Origin of the sequence: Saccharothrix longispora, assembly GCF_030852425.1 — a bacterium.
GTDB lineage: Bacteria > Actinomycetota > Actinomycetes > Mycobacteriales > Pseudonocardiaceae > Actinosynnema > Actinosynnema longispora.
Genome location: NZ_NSDM01000035.1, coordinates 1 through 19544 on the forward strand (window position 1 = coordinate 1; position 19544 = coordinate 19544).

The 19544-nt window shown below is 73.7% G+C and carries 17 protein-coding genes; 8 read left to right on the top strand and 9 right to left on the bottom strand.

Translation table 11 applies throughout. From position 1 onward, the window contains the following. Positions 1-139 precede the first annotated feature (139 nt). Together CKY47_RS36335 and glnA are read right to left on the bottom strand one after the other, a co-directional pair. Positions 140-4201: an FkbM family methyltransferase gene (locus CKY47_RS36335; protein ID WP_306750947.1), complete on the bottom strand. Its 4062-nt coding sequence runs from the start codon at positions 4199-4201 to the stop codon at positions 140-142. A gap of 68 nt (positions 4202-4269) precedes the next feature. Beyond that, positions 4270-5613: a type I glutamate--ammonia ligase gene (glnA, locus tag CKY47_RS36340; RefSeq protein WP_306750925.1), complete on the bottom strand. Its 1344-nt coding sequence runs from the start codon at positions 5611-5613 to the stop codon at positions 4270-4272. Positions 5614-5774: 161 nt separating this feature from the next. On the opposite strand from glnA, the gene CKY47_RS36345 reads away from it, so the two are divergent. Further along, the gene (locus CKY47_RS36345) at positions 5775-6428 is read left to right on the top strand and encodes an LppX_LprAFG lipoprotein (protein WP_306750926.1); all 654 of its coding nucleotides are present in this window, start codon (positions 5775-5777) and stop codon (positions 6426-6428) included. Beyond that, positions 6425-7954, top strand: a complete 1530-nt coding sequence (locus CKY47_RS36350; protein WP_306750927.1) for an MFS transporter — start codon at positions 6425-6427, stop codon at positions 7952-7954. The genes CKY47_RS36345 and CKY47_RS36350 overlap by 4 nt, the downstream gene beginning before the upstream one ends. Before the next feature lie 64 nt (positions 7955-8018). On the opposite strand, the gene CKY47_RS36355 is transcribed toward CKY47_RS36350, so the two are convergent. Continuing rightward, positions 8019-9734 (bottom strand): NAD+ synthase, encoded by a 1716-nt coding sequence (locus CKY47_RS36355; RefSeq protein WP_306750928.1) that lies wholly within the window; start codon positions 9732-9734, stop codon positions 8019-8021. A gap of 73 nt (positions 9735-9807) precedes the next feature. Here CKY47_RS36355 and CKY47_RS36360 point away from each other — a divergent pair, with 73 nt between their 5' ends. Continuing rightward, entirely contained in the window at positions 9808-11370 is a 1563-nt protein-coding gene (locus CKY47_RS36360; RefSeq protein WP_306750929.1) for an alpha/beta hydrolase, read from the top strand. Between the two features lie 4 nt (positions 11371-11374). Here the strand turns inward: CKY47_RS36360 and CKY47_RS36365 are convergent, their stop codons facing one another. Continuing rightward, positions 11375-11542, bottom strand: coding sequence for a hypothetical protein (locus CKY47_RS36365; protein WP_306750930.1), 168 nt, complete (start codon positions 11540-11542; stop codon positions 11375-11377). A gap of 16 nt (positions 11543-11558) precedes the next feature. Between CKY47_RS36365 and CKY47_RS36370 the strand changes: the two genes are divergently transcribed. Both CKY47_RS36370 and CKY47_RS36375 read left to right on the top strand, forming a co-directional pair. Then, on the top strand, positions 11559-11906 hold the full coding sequence (locus tag CKY47_RS36370) for a DUF5753 domain-containing protein (RefSeq protein ID WP_306750931.1): 348 nt from the start codon (positions 11559-11561) through the stop codon (positions 11904-11906). Then, complete coding sequence (locus tag CKY47_RS36375) at positions 11903-12067, top strand: DUF397 domain-containing protein (RefSeq protein WP_306750932.1); 165 nt, start codon at positions 11903-11905, stop codon at positions 12065-12067. Before CKY47_RS36370 ends, CKY47_RS36375 begins: the two co-directional genes overlap by 4 nt. Here the strand turns inward: CKY47_RS36375 and CKY47_RS36380 are convergent. Continuing rightward, positions 12026-12877 carry a helix-turn-helix transcriptional regulator gene (locus CKY47_RS36380; protein ID WP_306750933.1) on the bottom strand — a complete coding sequence of 284 codons (852 nt, stop codon included), beginning with the start codon at positions 12875-12877 and terminating at the stop codon, positions 12026-12028. The genes CKY47_RS36375 and CKY47_RS36380 overlap by 42 nt on opposite strands. Before the next feature lie 135 nt (positions 12878-13012). Here CKY47_RS36380 and CKY47_RS36385 point away from each other — a divergent pair, with 135 nt between their 5' ends. Further along, positions 13013-13762 carry an SDR family oxidoreductase gene (locus CKY47_RS36385; protein WP_306750934.1) on the top strand — a complete coding sequence of 250 codons (750 nt, stop codon included), beginning with the start codon at positions 13013-13015 and terminating at the stop codon, positions 13760-13762. Positions 13763-13780: 18 nt separating this feature from the next. On the opposite strand, the gene CKY47_RS36390 is transcribed toward CKY47_RS36385, so the two are convergent. Beyond that, a complete protein-coding gene (locus CKY47_RS36390; protein WP_371320801.1) occupies positions 13781-14128 on the bottom strand; it encodes a VOC family protein in 348 nt (115 codons plus the stop codon). 136 nt (positions 14129-14264) lie between these two features. Here CKY47_RS36390 and panB point away from each other — a divergent pair, with 136 nt between their 5' ends. Together panB and pip are read left to right on the top strand one after the other, a co-directional pair. Continuing rightward, entirely contained in the window at positions 14265-15122 is an 858-nt protein-coding gene (gene panB / locus CKY47_RS36395) for a 3-methyl-2-oxobutanoate hydroxymethyltransferase (protein WP_306750935.1), read from the top strand. Between the two features lie 114 nt (positions 15123-15236). Continuing rightward, positions 15237-16172, top strand: a complete 936-nt coding sequence (gene pip, locus CKY47_RS36400; protein ID WP_306750936.1) for a prolyl aminopeptidase — start codon at positions 15237-15239, stop codon at positions 16170-16172. A gap of 495 nt (positions 16173-16667) precedes the next feature. Here pip and CKY47_RS36405 read toward each other — a convergent pair whose 3' ends face one another. From CKY47_RS36405 to CKY47_RS36415, 3 genes are read right to left on the bottom strand one after another with little or no spacing between them, the layout of a single operon-like run. Next, positions 16668-17423 carry a helical backbone metal receptor gene (locus CKY47_RS36405; protein ID WP_306750937.1) on the bottom strand — a complete coding sequence of 252 codons (756 nt, stop codon included), beginning with the start codon at positions 17421-17423 and terminating at the stop codon, positions 16668-16670. Further along, entirely contained in the window at positions 17423-18091 is a 669-nt protein-coding gene (npdG, locus tag CKY47_RS36410; protein WP_306750938.1) for an NADPH-dependent F420 reductase, read from the bottom strand. The genes CKY47_RS36405 and npdG overlap by 1 nt, the downstream gene beginning before the upstream one ends. A gap of 12 nt (positions 18092-18103) precedes the next feature. Then, entirely contained in the window at positions 18104-19540 is a 1437-nt protein-coding gene (locus CKY47_RS36415) for an RNB domain-containing ribonuclease (RefSeq protein WP_306750939.1), read from the bottom strand. Between the last annotated feature and the right edge of the window lie 4 nt (positions 19541-19544).

The window sequence follows — 19544 nt, forward strand, 5'->3', positions numbered from 1 at the left end:
GACAGCGCTCTGCACTGCTTGTTCGCTTCTGGCAGCTTGACGCCGCAGAACTCTACCCGGCCCGATTCGCGGTGTCAACCGCTTGTTCCGGGGGTCTTGCTGGCGACTCGGTAAAAGTTACTCATGACCTTCGCGGAAGTCAAATCGCCTGGTCAGCGGGGTGCCGGAGGGGTACGGACACCTGCGGGCCGGGCGCCTTGGCCTGCACGGGGCGCGGTCGCAGCCACAGCGGGATGCTCCGCAGGCCCTCCATCGCCGCCACGATCTGCTCCGGCGACGCCGGCTTGCGGGTCGCCACGGGCACCAGGTCGTAGCCCCAGATGCGGAACTCCTTGAGCACCGTGACCGGATCGTCGCCGAAGCCCTCCGTCGCGGTGGCCGAGAAGTCGAGGAACACGTGCGGGCGGTCCCGGCGCAGCAGGCGCACCAGTCCGGCCAGCGCACGGTGACCACGGCCGGGTGCGTCCACACGAACGACTGAAAGTTTGCGGCCCTGGAGCAGCGGCACGGCTTCCAGCTCCTTGTCGAGCCGGGTGGCGCGGACCTTCGCGAGGTCCTCGGGTGCGTCGTCCGGCACGGCGGCCACCGACACCCCTCCGGTGAGCGCGGGCTGGGTCGCCAGCTCGCCGCTGCTCTCCCACGCGGCGGCGTCGACCAGGACGAGCTGCTGCGCGACGCGCTCGGGCAGGTTCACGGTCACGTTGTGCTGGAGCAGCGCCCGCGCGGACGGGCACGGCTCGACCGCGACGACCGCTCCGCCCGAGCCGAACCGGCTGAGCATGCGCACGGTCTGGTAGCCGATGTAGGCGCCGATGTCGACGAAGATGCCGTCCGGTTCGACGACGGAGTCGATCAGCTCCGACAGCTCGGTCTCCCACACCCCGTTGCTCGACAGCATCGGCAGCATGAGCGCGTCGTCCGACGGCAGGCGCAGCAGGCCCACGTCGGTGAGGACGAGCGAGCTGCGCGGCACGGCGTCGCTGTGCCGCTCGTGCTCGCGCACGACGACGCGGCGCAGGGCGTCCGCCGTCTGCTGGGCCTGGTTGGCGGTGCGCAGCCCGTGCTCCAGCTTGTTGTCGCGCGACCGCAGCACGTCGACGACCTTCGACTCCAGCGAGTCGATCCGGTCGAGGGTGCGTTCGAGCGCGACGGCGAGCTTGTCGATGCGCTGGGCGAGCGCGTCGCCCTGCTTGGCGCGCTTGGCGGCCTCGGCGACGACGGCATCCTCGATCTCGCGCAGCCTGCGCCCCTGACCGGCCATGTCCGCGCGGACCCGGACCACGCCGTCGTCCACGCCGAGGAGCTGGTCGGCGAGGTGGCCCTGGTCCTCGGCGTGCTGCTCGATCTCGGCGCGCAGCACCTCCAGCTCGCCCAGGCCGACGCCGCCGGTGATGTCGTCCTGCCGGCGGACGACCTCGGCCACCGAGCGCTCCACCCCGTCGACCAGGGTGCTGAGCACGTCGCGCATGTGGTTGTCGTAGTGGTCGAGCACGCGCAGCACCATCTTGCGCAGCTGCGGCGCCATGGGGGTGCGGCTGGCGGTGCCGACGTCCGGCTGGCGCAGCAGGGCGTGCTTCGCGGAGTGCAGCGCCTTGAGCGGGTCGGCGGGCGGCACCGGCTTGGCGCGGCGGGCGCGCCAGCCCCGGTAGGCGTGCTCGACGCGTTCGCGCAGGAGCTCCCCGACCTGCGCGGTGCCGCGGGTGGCGAGGACGTGCTCCCGGCCCGCGGCCCCGATGGCGATGGCGGTGCCGAGGTCCTTGGCGAGGGCGCGCATGAGCTTCGCCGCTGCCTGGACGTCGGGTTCGACGCCCTGGCGGCACGGCACGAAGATCGCGGCGTTCTTGTCGAACAGCTCGGCGACCGCGCCGTGCCGGGAGGTGAGGACGGGCGTGCCGCGGACGGCGTGCCGGGCCAGGGTCCCGGCGATGCGGTCGTCCGCGCCGCCGCGGTGCAGGAGCACGAGGCAGTCGACGTCACCGAGGTCGTCGACCAGCCGGATGCGCGGGTCGGCGGCGGTGGCGAGGCGGAGGCGCTCGTCGGCCTCCGGGTGGTTCCTGGCGTGGCTGACCTCGACGCGCAACACGACGTCCGCGCGGTCGGGGAAGGCGGTGAGGAACGCCGACACGGCGCCGAGCACGTTGCCCGCGCGGTCGACGGAGTGATCGGCGAGCGCGCCGAAGACGACACCGTCGTGTGATGCGGGTTCGCGCGGGTCGGCGTCGAGGACCGGGAGCGGCAGGACGCGGACGGTCGGGCCGCCGGCGCGTTCCAGGGCGGCGCGGGTGGTCTCGGAGGGGACCCACACCTCGTTCGCGTCGCCGTGCAGGTCGTCGTCGAGGACGTAGTCGACGACGAACCTGCTCTCCGGGACGGCGCGGGCGGTGCCGACGCGCACGACGACCGGGTAGCCGGCGGTGGTGGACGTGGGCAGGCCGGAGGCACGGGCGGCGGCGAGCACGAGTTCGGCGACCGGGCCGGTGCCGAGGACGGTGACACCGAGCTGGTCGTGCAGGACGGCCGCTTCGGCGTGCGCGCGGGGTACGGCGGACACCGGGAGCCTGCCGGTCTCCACGCCGACGCCGGCGCACCAGTCGCGGAACGCCGTGCCGTCCGCGCCGAACGGGTCGGGGAACTGGGTGCGCAGGGCCGGGTCGGACCGCCAGAGGGCGGCTGCCCAGCGCGTGCTGCCGGTGAGGCCGGTCTCGGGCTCGGAGGCCCAGGCCACGAACGCCGCGCCGCCGTCCGCGCCGAACGCGGGGGGCGGGGTGATCCCGGACGACCGGCGCTCCGTGGAACCGCCCGCCGCCGGTGCCGGGGTCGTGGGCGCTCCGGTCGCGTGGGTGGGGGCGGCGGGGGTTTCTGCCGGGGCCTCGGGATCGACGGCCTCGGACTCCGCGGCGGTTTCGGCGGCGGCGGGTTCGGCGGGTGCCTGGGCCTGCTCGGCGGTCTCCTCGGCAGGCGGCCCGTCCGCGGGGACTTCCTCGGTCGGGGTCTCCTCGGTCGGGGTCTCGTCGGTCGGGACCTCGTCGGTCGGGACCTCGTCGGTCGGGACCTCGTCGGTCGGGACCTCGTCGGTCGGGACCTCGTCGGTCGGGACCTCGTCGGCTGGGGCCTGTTCGGCGACCACCGGGGACGTCAGGTCGCCGGTGATCGACTCCGCGTCGGCCGGGACGGCGGGCTCGGGCTCGACCGGGACGCTCACCTGGGCGTCGGCCGGGGCGGCCGCCCAGCCGGTCGGGCTGAACGCGGAACCCTCGCGGGCGCGGGCGGCCTCGCGGTAGGCGGCGCGGAGGGCTTCCGGGATCAGGGTGCCGTCCGGGAGCTGGCCGAAGCCGTAGCGGACCCGCTGCGGCGTGTGGCCCTTGCGCACCAGCTCGGCGCGGTAGGTGGTGCACAGCTCGGCGAGCTGCGGGTGTTCCGACAGCAGCACGCGGGGCCGGTCGGCGAACTCGGCCGACAGCAACCACGGGCGCTGCGGGTCGAAGCCCGCGAAGTGGACGCTGCGCAGCGGCTCGCCGATGGTGGTGAGGGTGCCGTCGGGCCTGCGGTGCAGGTCGCGCTGCGGCGCGTTCCACACCGACAGGCCGACCGTGGCGTTGCGCAGCACGTGCAGGTTGACCAGGGCGGGCGCGGTGTCGAGGACGGCCTTGGTCGCCTCGGGGTTGCGGCGCAGCTGCTCGCCCAGCGACTGGAGGAACGGTTGCGCGCCGGGCGCGACCAGCAGGAAACCGGGGTCGAAGACGCCCTTCTCCAGCAGGTCGGCGGGCGTCGGGCGCAGGCCGTCGTCCGGCAGGGGCCGCAGCGACCTGGGCAGCAGCACGAGCGGACCGCGGCGGACGGCCTCGTCGACCAGGTCGGTCAGCGGCGCCAGCACGTGCACCCACGGGTCGAGGTACAGCACCGGCACGCCCTGCCCGAGGAGCTGTTCGAGCAGCTTGGGGCGCAGCAGGCCGCAGAGCTGGGCGGCGGTGCAGCCGGTGGCCAGCTCGGCCAGCTCCGCCGCGGGCACGCCCAGGTCGGCCGGGGTCACGAGGCCGGGTCCGGAGTTCTCCGGCAGGGCGTCCACGACCAGCGCCAGGAACCGGGCCTGCGGGTGGTGTGCGAGGAACGAGCTGGACAGCACCTTCACCGCGGGCAGCTCGGCGGCGGTGGCCACCGTGCACGCGATGAACGTGGGCCGGGCTTCCGGACGCGCGGGCATCTCGGTCACGGTCTGCAAACCTAGCTTCTCCGAGTGCTCGGTGTGGACCACCCGCACGGGTGCCTCCCTCACAGGACCGGCAGCAGGGTGCGGAGCTCGTAGGGCGTCACGCTGCGGCGGTACGCGTCCCACTCGGTCCGCTTGTTGCGCAGGAAGAAGTCGTAGACGTGCTCGCCGAGCGCCTCGGGCAGCAGCTCGGAGTTCTCCATCTCGGTCAGCGCCTCGCCGAGGTTCTGCGGCAGGTTGTCGTACCCGGCGGCGCGGCGCTCGCGGTCGGTGAGCGACCACACGTCGTCCTCGGCGGGCGGGGGCAGCTCGTAGCCCTTCTCGATGCCCTTGAGGCCGGCGGCCAGGATCACCGCGTACGCCAGGTACGGGTTGCACGCCGAGTCGAGCGAGCGGATCTCCACGCGCCGGGACGAGGACTTGCCGGGCGAGTACATGGGCACGCGGACCAGCGCGGACCGGTTGGCGTGGCCCCAGCACACGGCCGTCGGCGCCTCGCCGCCCACGATCAGCCGCTTGTAGGAGTTGACCCACTGGTTGGTGACGCCGGAGATCTCGCGGGCGTGCTTGAGCAGGCCCGCGACGAACATCTTGCCGGTGTCGGACAGCTGGTAGGGGTCCTCGGCGTCGTAGAACGCGTTGCGGTCGCCCTCGAACAACGACACGTGCGTGTGCATCCCGCTGCCGGGCTGGTCGCTGAACGGCTTCGGCATGAACGAGGCGCGCACCCCCTGGGTGATCGCGACCTCCTTGATCACGTACCGGAACGTCATGACGTTGTCGGCCATGGTCAGGGCGTCGGCGTAGCGCAGGTCGATCTCCTGCTGGCCGGGCGCGCCCTCGTGGTGGCTGAACTCCACGGAGATGCCCATCGCCTCCAGCGCCTCGATGGCGTGGCGGCGGAAGTGGGTGGCGGTCTCGTGGCTGGTCTGGTCGAAGAAGCCGCCGTTGTCCGCCGGGACGGGCTCGCGGCCGTCGTCCGGGAGGCTCTTGAGCAGGAAGAACTCGATCTCCGGGTGCACGTAGCAGGTGAACCCGGCCTCGCTGGCCCTGGCGAGGGTGCGCCGCAGCACGTGCCGCGGGTCGGCCCACGACGGGGACCCGTCCGGCATGGAGATGTCGCAGAACATCCGGGCCGAGTAGTGGTTCTTCTCGGGGGTCTGCCAGGGCAGCACCTGGAACGTCGCCGGGTCCGGCTTGGCGACCATGTCGGACTCGTAGACCCGGGCGAAGCCCTCGATCGCGGAGCCGTCGAAGCCGATGCCCTCGCTGAAGGCGCCCTCCAGCTCGGCGGGGGCGATCGCGACGGACTTGAGGAAGCCCAGCACGTCGGTGAACCAGAGCCGGACGAACCGGATGTCGCGTTCCTCTAGGGTGCGGAGCACGAACTCCTGCTGGCGGTTCATGGGCTGAAGCCTAGGTAAGGACGGTGGACCCCGCGTTGCCGGCTCGCCGGAACGCGCGGACCGGATTTCCGGGTGTTCCGCGCGCGTGGCGGAACGCCTGGTCACGGGGTTGCGCGCGCGTTCGGCCGTGCGACGCGGCCGGGGGTCCTACGATTCACGCCATGCTCCCTCGTCGCACCCTGATCGGGTCGCTCGTGCTCGCCCTGGCGGTCGGCTGCACGTCGTCTGGAGGCGGCGGCGCCGACCTGCCCGCAGGTCCGGAGGTGCTGTCGAAGGCGTCGGCCGGCATGAAGTCCGTCGACAGCACGCACTTCGTGATCGCGGTCGACGGCGAGCTGCCGGACGTGCCGGTGAAGGACGCCGAGGGCGACCTGAACGCGGACGGCGAGTCGCGGGGGCGGGCGAAGGTGGACCAGTTCGGCCAGCTCATCGAGGTCGAGTACGTGCTGGTCGGGCAGGACCTGTACTTCAAGGGGCCGACGGGCGGGTTCACCAAGCTGCCCGCCGCGCTGGCCGGGCAGGTCTACGACCCGACGCTGATCCTGGACCCCGACAAGGGCGTGGCCAAGGTGCTGGCCGACGCGAAGGACGCGAAGACCACCGGTTCGGATGACGGGACCACCGTGGTGGAGGCGACCGTGCCGGAGGCCGTCGCGGCCGGGCTGGTGCCGGGCATCGACTCGGACGTGAAGTCGACGTTCTCGGTGCGCGAGGAGAAGCTGACCAGGGCGGTGTTCGAGCTGCCGGCCGGCGCGAAGGTCACCATCGACCTGTCCGACTTCAACAAGCCGTTCACCGTCTCCCCGCCCGCGTGACCGCGGTGACGACCCCCGCCGGGGCCCGCCGGCTGGCGATCGGGGCGGGCGCGGGCGCGGTGCTGCTCGGCGCGCTGGACGCGTACGTGGTGGTCGGCGTGCTCGTCGACATGGTGCGCGACCTGGGCATCCCGGTGAACAAGCTGGAGCGCGCCACGCCGGTGGTGACCGGCTACCTGCTCGGGTACGTGGCGGGCATGCCGCTGCTGGGGCAGCTGTCGGACCGGTTCGGCCGGCGGCTCGTGCTGCACGCGTGCCTGGTCGGGTTCGCGGTCGGGTCGGCGGTCACGGCGCTGGCCGGCGACCTGCCGCTGCTGGTGGCGGGCCGCGTGGTGCAGGGCCTGGCCGGTGGCGCGCTGCTGCCGGTGACGATGGCGCTGGTGGCGGACCTGTGGTCGGCGGAGCGGCGGGCGTCGGCGCTGGGCGTGGTCGGCGCGGCGCAGGAGCTGGGCAGCGTGCTCGGCACCCTGTACGGCGTGGGCGTGGCGGCGCTGTTCAACGCCTGGTCGGTGTCCGAGTCGCTGGAGCCGCAGAGCTGGCGGTGGGTGTTCTGGATCAACCTGCCGCTGGCGCTGGCGGCGATGGCGCTGGTGCAGTGGACGGTGCCGCGCTCGACGGGACCGGGGTCGACGGGACCGGGGGCCGGGGTGCGCGTCGACTTCGTCGGCGGCGGGCTGCTGGCGCTGGCGCTCGGCCTGGTCGTGGTGGGCCTCTACAACCCCGATCCCGAGCACGCGGTGCTGCCGTCGTGGGGCCTGCCGGCGCTGGGCGCGGCGGTGGTCGTGCTGGCCGCGTTCGTGCTGTGGGAGCGGCGGTCGCCGGTGCGGCTGCTGGACCCGGCCGGGGTGCGGATGGGGCCGTTCCTGGCCTCGCTCGGGGTGTCGCTGGCGGCCGGCGCGGCGCTGATGGTGACGCTGGTGGACGTGGAGCTGTTCGCGCAGACCGTGCTGCGGGTGGACTCGGGCGCGGCGGCGGCGATGCTGGCGCGCTTCCTGGTCGCGCTGCCGGTGGGCGCGCTGGTCGGCGGGTGGCTGGCGGGCCGGGTCGGCGACCGGTGGGTGTCGTTCGGCGGGCTGCTGCTCGCCGGGGTGGCGTACCTGTTCGTCTCGCGGTGGCCGGCGGACGTGTCGTCGTTCGTGATCGGGCGGGACCTGGCGGTGGCCGGGTTCGGGCTGGGGCTGGTGATCGCGCCGGTGTCGGCGGCGGTGCTGCGGGTCGTGCCGCCCGCGCAGCACGGCGTGGCGTCGGCGGCGGTGGTCGTGGCGCGGATGACCGGGATGCTGGTGGGCGTGGCCGGGTTGTCGGCGTGGGGCCTGCACCGGTTCCGGGAGCTGACGGCGGACCTGGACACGCCGCTGCCGTTCGGCATGTCGGAGGAGGAGTTCCGGGCCGCCGCCGCGGTGTACGAGCGGGCGCTGACCGACGCGCTGCTCACCGAGTACCACGAGATCTTCCTGATCACGGCCGTGATCTGCGGTGTCGGCGCGCTGGTGGCGCTGCTGCTGCCCCGCGCGGACCGCGGGTAGCGGCCGGCGGTGGTCGGGGGGAGGCGCGGGCGGCGACGGGAACCCGCCGCCGCCCCGTGCCCGGTCAGCCCTCGCGCCAGCCGCTGGTGATCGGCAGCCGGCGGTCGCGGCCGAACGCCTTGAACGTGATCTTGGTGCCCGGCGGGTACTGGCGGCGCTTGTACTCGGCCTTGTCGACCATCCGCAGCACCTTGTCGACCAGCTCGTGCTCGAACCCCATCGCGATGAGGTCGCGGTAGCCCTTGTCGCCCTCCACGTAGTCGTCCAGCACCGAGTCGAGCAGGTCGTAGTCGGGCAGCGAGTCGGTGTCGACCTGGCCCGGGCGCAACTCCGCCGACGGCGGCTTGCTGATCGAGTTCTCCGGGATGGGCGCCTGCTCGCCCAGCTTCTCGGCCTCGGCGTTGCGCCACCGCGCCAGGTCCCAGACCAGGGTCTTGAGGACGTCCTTGATCGGCGCGAACCCGCCCACCGCGTCGCCGTAGATGGTCGAGTAGCCGACCGCCAGCTCGGTCTTGTTGCCGGTCGTCAGCACCAGGTGCCCGTGCTGGTTGGACAGGCCCATCAGCGTGACGCCGCGGCACCGCGCCTGCACGTTCTCCTCGGCCAGCCCGGTCAGGCCCAGCTGGTCGACGAACACCCGCACCATGTCCGCGATCGGCCGCACCTCGTAGTGGCACCCGGTGCGCCGCGCCAGGTCGTGGGCGTCCGACTTCGAGTGGTCCGAGGAGTACTCCGACGGCATGGACACGCCGTACACGTTGTCCCCGCCGACCGCGTCGACGGCCAGCGCCGCCACCACGGCCGAGTCGATGCCGCCCGACAACCCGAGCACGACCGACCGGAAGCCGTTCTTGTGCACGTAGTCGCGCAGGCCCGTGACGAGGGCGTGCCACACCTCCGCCTCGTCGGAGAGCGGTTCGGCGGGCTGCGGGGCGGGCAGCGGTTCGTAGGCCGGGAGCGGGGCGTCGGAGATCGTGGTCCGGCGGACCGTGAACCCGCCGCAGGTGCCCTCGGTCCGCTCCGTGCCGCCCGGCGCGTCCACGTCGAGCACCACCAGGTGCTCCACGAACTGCGGCGCGCGGGTCACCAGCGCGCCGTCGGCGGTGACCACCATCGTGTCGCCGTCGAACACCAGCTCGTCCTGCCCGCCGATCAGGTTCACGTACGCCAGCGGCGCCTTCGCCTCGACCGCGCGGCGCGTCACCAGCTCCAGCCGGGCGTCGTCCTTCTTGCGCTCGTAGGGCGAGGCGTTCGGCGACACGACCAGGTCCACGCCCGCCTCGCCGAGGGCGGCGACCGGCCCGCCGTCCTGCCACAGGTCCTCGCAGATCACCATGCCGACCTCGACGCCGTGCACCCGCACCACGTCGAGCGAGTCGCCCGGCGTGAAGTAGCGGCGCTCGTCGAACACGCCGTAGTTCGGCAGGTGGTGCTTGTGCTGGCGCGCCACGACCCGACCGCCGTGCAGCACGGCGGCGGCGTTGCGCATGCCGCGCTCGTCGCGGTCCAGGTAGCCGACGAACACCGCCAGCCCTCCGCACCCGGCGTCGTCCAGCGCGCCCGCGAGCCTGGTCAGGGCGTCCTTGCTGGCCTCCGCGAAGGACACGCGCAGCGCCAGGTCCTCCACCGGGTAGCCGGTCAGGACCATCTCGGGGAAGACCGCCAGGTGGGCGCCGGCCTCGACGGCCTTGCGGGACCACTCGACGACGAGTTCGGAGTTGCCCGCCAGGTCGCCGACACAGGCGTTGACCTGGGCGAGTGCGAGTCGGAGCTGTGGCATGGGGGCATTCTCGCTCACCTCGTGCGACCGTGGCGGCCGTTGTGGCCCACGAATCACACATACGATCGATGGTGTGCGCCGATCGTTGCTGCTGGTACTGGCCATCCCGCTGCTCGCCTCCTGCACGTCCGTGGTGACCGGTTCACCCACGGCGGGGACGACGCTGGAGCGGAGAGGCCCCGCCGGGACCGTGCCCGCGGGCCTGGAGCGCTTCTACGGCCAACAGCTCGGCTGGGAGGACTGCGGCCCGTACGCCACGACCGGCACCACGGCCTCGCAGTTCCGCAACCGCGCGGACCTGGAGTGCGCGCGGCTGGAGGTGCCCCTCGACTACGCGCAGCCGACCGGGAGGACGATCCGGCTGGGGCTGCTGCGCCAGCGGGCCGCCGGCGACCGGATCGGCTCGCTGGTCGTCAACCCCGGCGGTCCCGGCGCGTCCGGCATGTCCGCCGCCGCCGGCCTGGCCTCGCAGGTCAAGCGGACCGACCTCGGCGAGCGCTTCGACCTCGTCGGCTTCGACCCGCGCGGGGTCGGCGCGAGCGAGCCGCAGGTGAAGTGCCTGAGCGACGCCGAGCGCGACGTCGAGCGCCTCGACACCGACCTGGACACCTCGCCGTCGGGCATCGCGCAGACGGAGGAGGAGAACAAGCGGTACGCGGAGAAGTGCGCGTCCACCAGCGGCGTCGACCTGCTGGCCAACGTCGGCACCCGCGACGTCGTGCGCGACCTCGACGTGATGCGGTCCGCGCTGGGCGACGAGAAGCTGACCTACCTGGGCTACTCCTACGGCACGCACATCGGCGCGGGCTACGCGCAGGCGTTCCCGGGCAACGTGCGCGCGCTCGTCCTCGACGGCGCGGTCGACCCGACGCAGAACCAGGTCGAGTCGCTGATCGCGCAGGGCGCCGGGTTCCAGAAGGCGTTCGACGCGTTCGCCGCGTGGTGCGCGAAACGGCAGGACTGCGCGCTCGGCGCCGACCCGGCCAAGGCGAACCAGGCGTTCCGCGACCTGACCCTGCCGCTGGCGGAGCGGCCGGTGGCGGTGGAGGACCGCGAGCTGTCCTACAACGACGCGATCACCGGCGCGATCCAGGCCATGTACTCCGAGGAGCTGTGGGAGCCGCTCAACACCGGGCTCACCGAGCTGAAGAACAACCAGGGCAACGTCCTGATGCTGCTGGCCGACAGCTACTTCGACCGCGACCAGCAGGGCCGGTACGGCACGCTGAACGACGCGTTCGTGGCGATCAAGTGCGTCGACGAGCCGCGCGTCACCGACCGGGCCGTGCTCGACGACGTGGCCAGGAGGTACAAGGCGGCGGCCCCGTTCCTGGACGACGGCCGACCGGCGGTGGGTGCGCTGGACGCGTGCGCGTTCTGGCCCGTGCCGCCGACCGTGCAGGAGCCGAAGCCGGTCACCGGCCTGCCGCCCGTGCTGGTGATCTCCACGACCGGCGACCCGGCCACGCCGTACGACGCCGGCGTGAGCCTGGCGGAGGAGCTGGGCGGCGGGCTGCTCACGTTCGAGGGCAACCAGCACACCGTGTACCTCCAGGGCAACGAGTGCGTGGACCCGGTGGGCGACAGGTACCTGATCGACCTGGAGCTGCCGGCCGAGGGCACGCGCTGCTCCTAGACCTCTAGACCCAGACCGGCTCGGCGTCGCGGAACAGGCGGCGGACGCTGTCGAGGCCGTCGAGGTCCATGCGGAGGGAGCCGTCCTCGGAGACCACCTGGGCGCTGTCGTCGAACTCCAGGCACCAGGCGACGACCCGCGCGGCCGGCTCGTCCGCGCCGGGCTCGACCACGGCGCGACAAGCCAGGTTGACCGGCCCCAACCCACCGGACTACGTGCTGGTGATCAGGCAGTCGGTGCTGCGCGCGCCGGTCGGGACGCCGCGAACGCGGTCTGACCAGGTGCGCCATCTGAAAGAGGTGTCCGGGTTGCCGCACGTGACGATCCGGGTGATCCCGGACGCGGTCGGCCTGACCGGGGCGCTGTACTTCCCCTTCTCCCTGTTCACGCCGGCCGGTGACAGGCCGAAGACGGTGTACGTCGAAACCCTGACCGATGGGTTGCTGGTGGACGAGGAGAGCCGGATCTCCCACTACGAGGCGGTTTTCGAAGAACTGCTGGAGGTCTCGGAGGTGATTGATAGCTTCGACGGATGACCTGGCGGAAGAGCAGTCACAGCGGCAACAGCGGTGGGCAGTGCGTCGAGGTCCGGGGCGGGCTCGACGCGGTCCGCGACTCCAAGAACGGCGACGTGCTGGAGTTCCGGGGACCGGCGCTAGTGGCGTTCCTCCGCGCCCTCGAGCGTCGCGCCGGGTGACGCCGCCCAGCTCGCCAGCAGCTTCAGGCGCTCCTCGGTCGGCGAACCGGCCTTCGCCGTGTAGACCGCGAGCGTGAAGTCGGCGTCACCGGCCGGGCGCAGCGACTCGTAGTCCAGGTCCAGGTCGCCCACGACGGGGTGCGCGATCAGCTTGGTGCCGTGGGTCTTCTCCATGACCTTGTGCTGCGCCCACAGCGTCCGGAACGTCTCGTCCTTCACCGACAGCTCGCCGACCAGTGCCGCGAGCCGCGCGTCGTCGGGGTAACGACCGGCGTCCAGGCGCAGGAACGCCACCATGTCGGCGGCCACGGTCGGCCAGTCCCGGTAGAACGTGCGGGCCTCCGGGCGCAGGAACGTGTGCCGGGCCGAGTTGCGGTCCTCCTCGCCCAGTCCGCCGAAGCCGTACAGCGCGTCGGCCAGCGGGTTCCAGGCCAGGATGTCCGCACGCCGACCCATGACGAACGCGGGCACGTCGCCGACCATCTCCAGCAGCCGGCGCAGGCCCGGTCGGACGCGCTGCGGCGCGGGGCGCTTCGCGGGCGCCGGCCGGACGAGGTTGCGCAGGTGGGCGCGCTCCGTCTCGTCCAGGCGCAGCACGCGGGCGACCGCGTCGAGCACGGCGTCCGACACGGCCGGGGTGCGGCCCTGCTCCAGGCGCACGTAGTAGTCCACGCTCACGCCCGCCAGGAGCGCCAGCTCCTCGCGGCGCAGGCCCGGCACCCGCCGCCGCCCGCCACCGGGCAGGCCGACGTCGTCCGGTCGCACGCGTGCCCGGCGGGTGCGGAGGAATTCGCCGAGGTCGTGGTTCACCTTCCCAGTATGGCCGCGCGCGGCGTCCCGAGACTGGGTACTGCCAGACCCAGGACGGCCGGACCGGGGTCACCGCCGACCCGTGGTCGAGCGGGGCCTCGGGTACCGGGGCGCGCGGGCCCCAGTGTTGTGGACATGACCTACGAGCTGAACAACCGCACTGCCGTCGTCACCGGTGCCGCCAGCGGCATCGGCGCCGAGACCGCCCTGGTCCTGGCCCGCTCCGGGGCGCGGGTCGCGCTGCTGGCCCGGCGGGCCGAGCGCGTCGCCGACCTGGCGGAGAAGATCCGGGCCGAGGGCGGGCAAGCGCTTGCGGTCGCGGCGGACGTCACGAAGGACCTGTCCGGCGCGGTCGAGGCCGTCCACGCCGGGTTCGGGCGCGTGGACCTCGTCGTGAACAACGCGGGCGTCATGCTGGGCAACCCGCTGACCGAGGGCCGCGACGACGAGTGGGACCGGATGATCGACACCAACCTCAAGGGCCTGCTGAACGTCACCAGGGTGTTCACGTCCGACCTGGTCGAGGCCGGTCGCGAGGGCGCCGCCGACCTGGTGAACATCTCCTCGGTGGCCGCGCACCAGACGTTCCGGAACTACGCCGTCTACACGGCCACCAAGGCGGCCGTGACGCACCTGTCGGCGAACCTGCGCACCGAACTGGGCGCGCTGGGCGTCCGCGTGACCAACATCGAGCCCGGTCTCGTGCACAGCGAGCTGCCCGACCACATCGACAACCCGGACGTGTCGGCGGACCTGACGACGTGGCGCGACGCGGTGCCGCCGCTGGCCGCGGCCGACATCGCCGACGTCGTCGGCTTCACCACCAGCCGGCCGAAGCACGTCAACCTGCGGCAGCTGGTCGTGCTGCCGACCGTGCAGGTGTAGCGCCGGGCGAGCCGGCCGTCACGGCTCCACGCGGCGGCTGAGCAGGCAGAACTCGTTGCCCTCGGGGTCTTCGAGGACGTACCGGGCGACCTCGCCCTGGCCGATGTCCTTGCGGCGCGCCCCGAGGGCTTCGAGGCGTTCCGGCTCGGCGTCCTGGTCGCGGTCGGTGGCGTTCACGTCGAGGCGCAGGCGCAGCTTCTGCCGCTTCGGCTCCGCCCCCCGGTCCAGGACGATCGTCGGGTGCTCGCCGGGGCGGCCGATCTCCACCGCCCCGCCCTCCCGCCCCAGGACCTCGTGGTCCAGCACGGCGCACCAGAACCGCGCCCCGGCTTCGGGATCGGTGCAGTCGAGGACCGGCTCCGTCATGCGGCACGCCACGGCGTGTGAAGCTACTCGCACTCCGCGCACTTTCCCCCCCGACGGTGCCACGCTGGTCGCGTAAACCGTGCAACGACACCCGGGGACCCGCGACGGCGCGGGCTTCGAGGGAGGACGGTCGACGATGACCTCTGCTGCTGAGGTGGCTGCGCCCTACGGCAACGGCGCTTCCGGCGCTCCGACCGGCAGGAAGGTGCGCGTGCACCACCTGCGGGAGATGAAGGAGCGCGGCGAGCCCTGGCCCATGCTCACCGCGTACGACATGTACACCGCGGAGCTGTTCGACGAGGCCGGCATCCCGGTGCTGCTGGTCGGCGACTCCGCGTCCAACAACGTCTACGGCTACGACACCTCGCTGCCGGTGACGGTGGACGAGCTGATCCCGCTCGTGCGCGGCGTCACGCGCTCGGTCAAGCGGGCGCTGGTCGTGGCCGACCTGCCGTTCGGCTCCTACCAGGTGTCCGTGGAGCAGGCCGTGGCGACGGCGGTCCGGTTCATGAAGGAGGGCCGGGCGCACGCCGTGAAGCTGGAGGGCGGCGAGCACTTCGCCCCGCACGTCAAGGCGATCACGGCGGCCGGCATCCCGGTCATGGCGCACATCGGGTTCACGCCGCAGAGCGAGCACCAGCTGGGCGGGTACCGGGTGCAGGGCCGCAACGACGCGTTCGACCAGGTCGTGGCCGACGCGCACGCCGTCCAGGAGGCCGGCGCGTTCGCCGTGGTGCTGGAGATGGTGACGGCCGAGGTCGCCAAGCAGATCACGCACGACCTGGTGATCCCGACCGTCGGCATCGGCGCGGGCCCGGACACCGACGCCCAGGTGCTGGTGTGGCAGGACATGATGGGCCTGCGGCGCGGCAAGGGACCCCGGTTCGTGAAGCGCTACGCCGACCTGGCGGGCGTGATGACGTCGGCGGCGCAGCAGTTCGCCGCCGAGGTGCGCGGGCACCGGTTCCCCGGCCCGGAGCACACCTTCCACTGATCGCGTGGTCCGGAGGGGTCGTCGCGGGACCGCGGCGGCCCCCTCCGGACCCGGTCGTCCCCCGCCTCCGGCGAGGTGGTCCACTCGTGACCCCGCTCGGGCAGAGTGGGCGGCATGTACCCGGAGATCGAGCCCTACGACCAGGGCGTCCTCGACGTCGGCGACGGCCAGCGCGTGTACTGGGAGGCCTGCGGGAACCCGCACGGCAAGCCCGCGGTGTTCCTGCACGGCGGGCCCGGCGGCGGGTGCGCCCCCGTGCACCGGCGCGTGTTCGACCCGGCGGCCTACCGGATCGTGCTGTTCGACCAGCGGGGCTGCGGGCGCTCCACGCCGCACGCCAGCGGGGCCGGCGACCTGAGCGCCAACACCACGTGGCACCTGGTCTCGGACATGGAGCTGCTGCGGGAGCACCTGGGGATCGACCGGTGGCAGGTGTTCGGCGGGTCGTGGGGCTCCACGCTGGCGCTCGCCTACGCCCAGCGGCACCCGGAGCGGGTCACCGAGATGGTGCTGCGCGGCATCTTCACGCTGCGGCGCAAGGAACTGGACTGGTACTACGGGGGCGGCGCCGGGTTCCTGTTCCCCGAGCTGTGGGAGCGGGTCGCGAGCTTCGCGCCGGACGGCGACGTGATTGGCACCTACGCCCGGCTGCTGGCCGACCCGGACCCGGCCGTGCACGAGCCGGCGGCCGTGGCGTGGAGCGTGTGGGAGGGCTCCACGGTGACGCTGCTCCCCCGGCCCGAACTGGTCGAGGCGTTCGCGGAGCCCCGGTACGCGCTGGCGTTCGCCCGCATCGAGAACCACTACTTCCGGCACGGCGGGTGGCTGGAGGAGGGGCAGCTGATCCGCGACGCGGGACGGCTCGCGGGCATCCCCGGCGTGATCGTGCAGGGCCGCTACGACGTGGCCACGCCCGCCACCTCGGCGTGGGAGCTGCACCGGGCGTGGCCGGGGTCGGAGCTGGTGGTCGTGCCGGACGCGGGGCACGCGTTCGACGAGCCGGGCACCCTGCGCGCCCTGCTGGCCGCCACCGACCGGTTCCGGGCCTGACGTGGAGCTGCCCCACCACCGCGGACCACCCCGCCCTACGACGGGCCGCCGCACCCGCCCTGCGGTCGGGTGGCAGTGCGTGAGCCCGTCGCGGTCGTCCATCAGCGCCACCGCCTCGCGGCAGCGGGCCGGCGCCCCGGGGTGGTCGCCCAGGCAGGCCGTGTACCAGCCCGGCGCGGTCAGGTCGAAGCCCTGCCACATCCGTCGCCGGTGCGGGTGTGGAGCGCCAGCACCCGGCTGGCGTGGGTCCGCGCCGCGGTAGGCGGGAAGTGGACGATCGCCGGGCCGGTCTCGTCGCCCGCCGCACTGGCCCTCGCCGCCGCCGCGCCGCAGGACTACGTCGACCGGTTCCACAACGCCGCCACCGGTCGGGCGCTCGACGACAGCGGGGAGTTCGGGCTGCGCACCTTCGAGCGCGACGACGGGCCCTGGCAGCGCTGGTGGGACCGCCGCCCCGTCGTGCCCGTCGAGGGGTCGGGCACGCCGGGGCGGCCCCTACCGGCCGAGAGCCGTCGCCAGCGAGGCCCGCGCCTCCACCAGGGACGGCCCGTACCAGGTCAGGTGTCGCCCGGAGACGTGCACGGGGCGCAGGCCGGGGAAGAACTGCGGCCCGTCGTCGGGGGTGAAGAGGTAGGGCTCGTCGGGCAGCACGACCAGCTCGGCGTCCTGGAGGTCGGCCAGCGGCGGCCTCGGGTAGCGCTCGGCGTGCCCGGCGAACGCGTTGAGCACGCCCAGGCGCAGCAGCACGTCCCCCGCGAACGTGTCGCGGCCCAGCACGACCCACGGCTTGCGCCACACCGGCACGACGGCGCGCGCCCACGGCGGCGTGACGTCGCGCCACAGCCGCTCGGCCTCCACCAGCCAGCCGGGTTCGACGTCCCACGCCGTGCCGAGCAGCCGGCGCAGCGACCCGAGGGCGGCGGGCACGGTGGCGGGCGCCGCCGTCACCCACACCGGGACGCCGTCGGCGCGCAGCCGCTGGACGTCCTCCGGCCGGTTCTCCTCGCTGTTGGCCACCACCAGGTCCGGGCGCAGCGCCAGCACGCGGTCCACGTCCGGGTACTTCGAGCCGCCGACGCGCGACACGTCCAGGTCGGCCGGGTGCGCGCAGTAGTCGGTGGCGCCGACCAGGGCGGTCGGGTCGACGGCTCCGGACACCAGGGCTTCGGTGAGCGACGGCACGAGGCTGACCACCCGCGCGGGCGGGCCGGGCAGCGGCACCGGTTCGCCGAGGTCGTCGACGGGCAGCATCAGATGTCGGTGATCCTCAGGCCGGCGTGCGCCTTGTACCGGCGGTTGATGGCGATGAGGTTCGCGGTGAACGCCTCCACCTGGTGGGCGTTGCGCAACCGGCCGCCGTAGACGCCGCGGAAGCCCGGCACGGCGTCGGCGAGCGCGCGCACCAGGTCGGTGGCCTCGCGGTCGTCGCCCAGCACCAGCACGTCGCCCTCGACGGTCTCGACCGACAGGTCGGCCAGCGTCACCGCGGACACGTGGTGGAACGCGGCCGTGACGCGGGAGTCGGGCAGCAGCGCGGCGGCCTGCTGGGCGGCGCTGCCCTCGGGCACGGGCAGCGCGAACGGCCCCTGCTTGTCGAAGCCCAGCGGGTTCACGCAGTCGATCACGACCTTGCCGGCGAGCTGCTCGCGCAGCGACGCCACGGTGTCGGCGTGCCCGTCCCACGGCACCGCGACCAGCACCACGTCCGCCTGCGACGCGCAGCCCTCGTTGTCCGCGCCGCTGACGTGCCCGACACCGGTGGCGGTCCGCACCTCCTCGGCGGCGGCCTCGGCGCGCCCGGCGTCCCGCGACCCGATGACGACCGTCAGCCCCGCCTTGGCCCACCGCAGGGCCAGGCCCTTGCCCTGCGCGCCGGTACCGCCCAGCACCCCGACGGTGATCTCGCGAATGTCAGTCACCGGGCCATCACATCACAGCCGGGCGAACGCGACCTTCCGCCGTCCGGGGTCGGCCTCCACCAGCGTCACCCGCACGCGTTCCCCCTCGCGCAGGCCCTCCCCCGCGCAGCGGCCCATCACCGGCGGCTGCGCGACGAACACGTCCGCGCCGTTGTCGTCCGCGCGCAGCACGACCGCCTCGAACACCTGGCCGACCCGGTCGGCCATGACCCACGCCTCGACCTGGTCCAGGCAGGCCCGGTCCACCTTGGACGCCAGCGCGTCCGAGCCGCCCATCAGGCCGGGCAGCAGCGGCAGCGCCGCGCGCAGCCGGTCCGGCACCTCCTGCCCGGCGGTGACCGCCAGGCAGACCTCGGTGGCGAAGCGGTCCACGAGCCGCCGCAGCGGCGCGGTGACGTGCGCGTACGGGGCCGCCAGGCCGGCGTGCGTGCTGACCTGCGGGACCTCCCCGTCGAACGCGGTGTAGCCCGCGCCGCGCAGCAGCCGGGTGGCGTCGACGAACAGGGCGAGCGACTCGGGGCGGGCCGGGTCGAGGTCCGCGAGCAGCTTCGCCGGCGTCACGCCGGCCGGCCACGGCACGCCCAGGGCGTGCGCGGAGCGGCGCAGCGCGTCGACCGCGCCGTCGTCCGCGTCGGGCAGGGTGCGCAGGACGCCGACCCCGGCGTCCAGCATGACCCTGGCGGCGGACATGCCGGTGAGCAGCGAGATCTCCGCGTTCCACGCCTCCACGTCGGAGCGCGGCCGGACCACGAGCTTCCAGTCGCCGTCCCCGTTGGGCGCGATCTCCTGCTCGGGCAGTTGCAGCTCCACGGCGCCGCGGTCGGCGGCGCGCTCCCGGCGCAGCCGGCCGAAGTCCGGCAGGGCCGCCACCGACGGGTGGGGCGTGCCCGCGTCGAACGAAGCCCGCACGCCCTCGTAGTCGAACTGCTCGGTGGACCGCACGAACGCCCGCCGCACGCGCACGTCGGTCGGCTCGCCGTCCGGGCCGCACTCGAAGGTCCACAGCACGGCGGGCCGGGTCCGGCCGGGCAGCAGGCTCGCCGCGCCCTCGGACAGCACCGGCGGGTGCAGCGGCACGTTGCCGTCGGGCAGGTACAGCGTCTGCCCGCGCCGGCGCACCTCGGCGTCCAGCGCGCCGTCGAGCACGACGAACGCGCCGAGGTCGGCGATGGCGTAGTGCACGCGGAAGCCCGCGCCGACGCGTTCCAGCAGCAGCGCCTGGTCCAGGTCCTTCGAGCCGGGTGGGTCGATCGTCACGAGCGGCAGCGCCGTCGCGTCCTCGCGCCCGGCCGGGTCGACGCCCCCGGCCACCGCCCGCTCGGCCTCGGCGAGCGCGGCCGCGGGGAACCCTTCGGGCAGCGCGAACTCGGTCCGGATGCCGCTGAAGTCCAACCCCGGGTCGGACTCGGCCCCCTCCGGGCGGACGCGGTCGGTGCGGATCACCACCATGCCG

Bases quoted from the DNA above. Each gene is read 5' to 3' on its own strand.
- CKY47_RS36335 (WP_306750947.1), bottom strand. From the start codon at position 4,201: ATGCCCGCGCGTCCGGAAGCCCGGCCCACGTTCATCGCGTGCACGGTG.
- glnA (WP_306750925.1), bottom strand. From the start codon at position 5,613: ATGAACCGCCAGCAGGAGTTCGTGCTCCGCACCCTAGAGGAACGCGAC.
- CKY47_RS36345 (WP_306750926.1), top strand. From the start codon at position 5,775: ATGCTCCCTCGTCGCACCCTGATCGGGTCGCTCGTGCTCGCCCTGGCG.
- CKY47_RS36355 (WP_306750928.1), bottom strand. From the start codon at position 9,734: ATGCCACAGCTCCGACTCGCACTCGCCCAGGTCAACGCCTGTGTCGGC.
- CKY47_RS36375 (WP_306750932.1), top strand. From the start codon at position 11,903: ATGACCTGGCGGAAGAGCAGTCACAGCGGCAACAGCGGTGGGCAGTGC.
- CKY47_RS36385 (WP_306750934.1), top strand. From the start codon at position 13,013: ATGACCTACGAGCTGAACAACCGCACTGCCGTCGTCACCGGTGCCGCC.
- CKY47_RS36390 (WP_371320801.1), bottom strand. From the start codon at position 14,128: ATGACGGAGCCGGTCCTCGACTGCACCGATCCCGAAGCCGGGGCGCGG.
- panB (WP_306750935.1), top strand. From the start codon at position 14,265: ATGACCTCTGCTGCTGAGGTGGCTGCGCCCTACGGCAACGGCGCTTCC.
- pip (WP_306750936.1), top strand. From the start codon at position 15,237: ATGTACCCGGAGATCGAGCCCTACGACCAGGGCGTCCTCGACGTCGGC.
- CKY47_RS36405 (WP_306750937.1), bottom strand. From the start codon at position 17,423: ATGCTGCCCGTCGACGACCTCGGCGAACCGGTGCCGCTGCCCGGCCCG.
- CKY47_RS36415 (WP_306750939.1), bottom strand. From the start codon at position 19,540: ATGGTGGTGATCCGCACCGACCGCGTCCGCCCGGAGGGGGCCGAGTCC.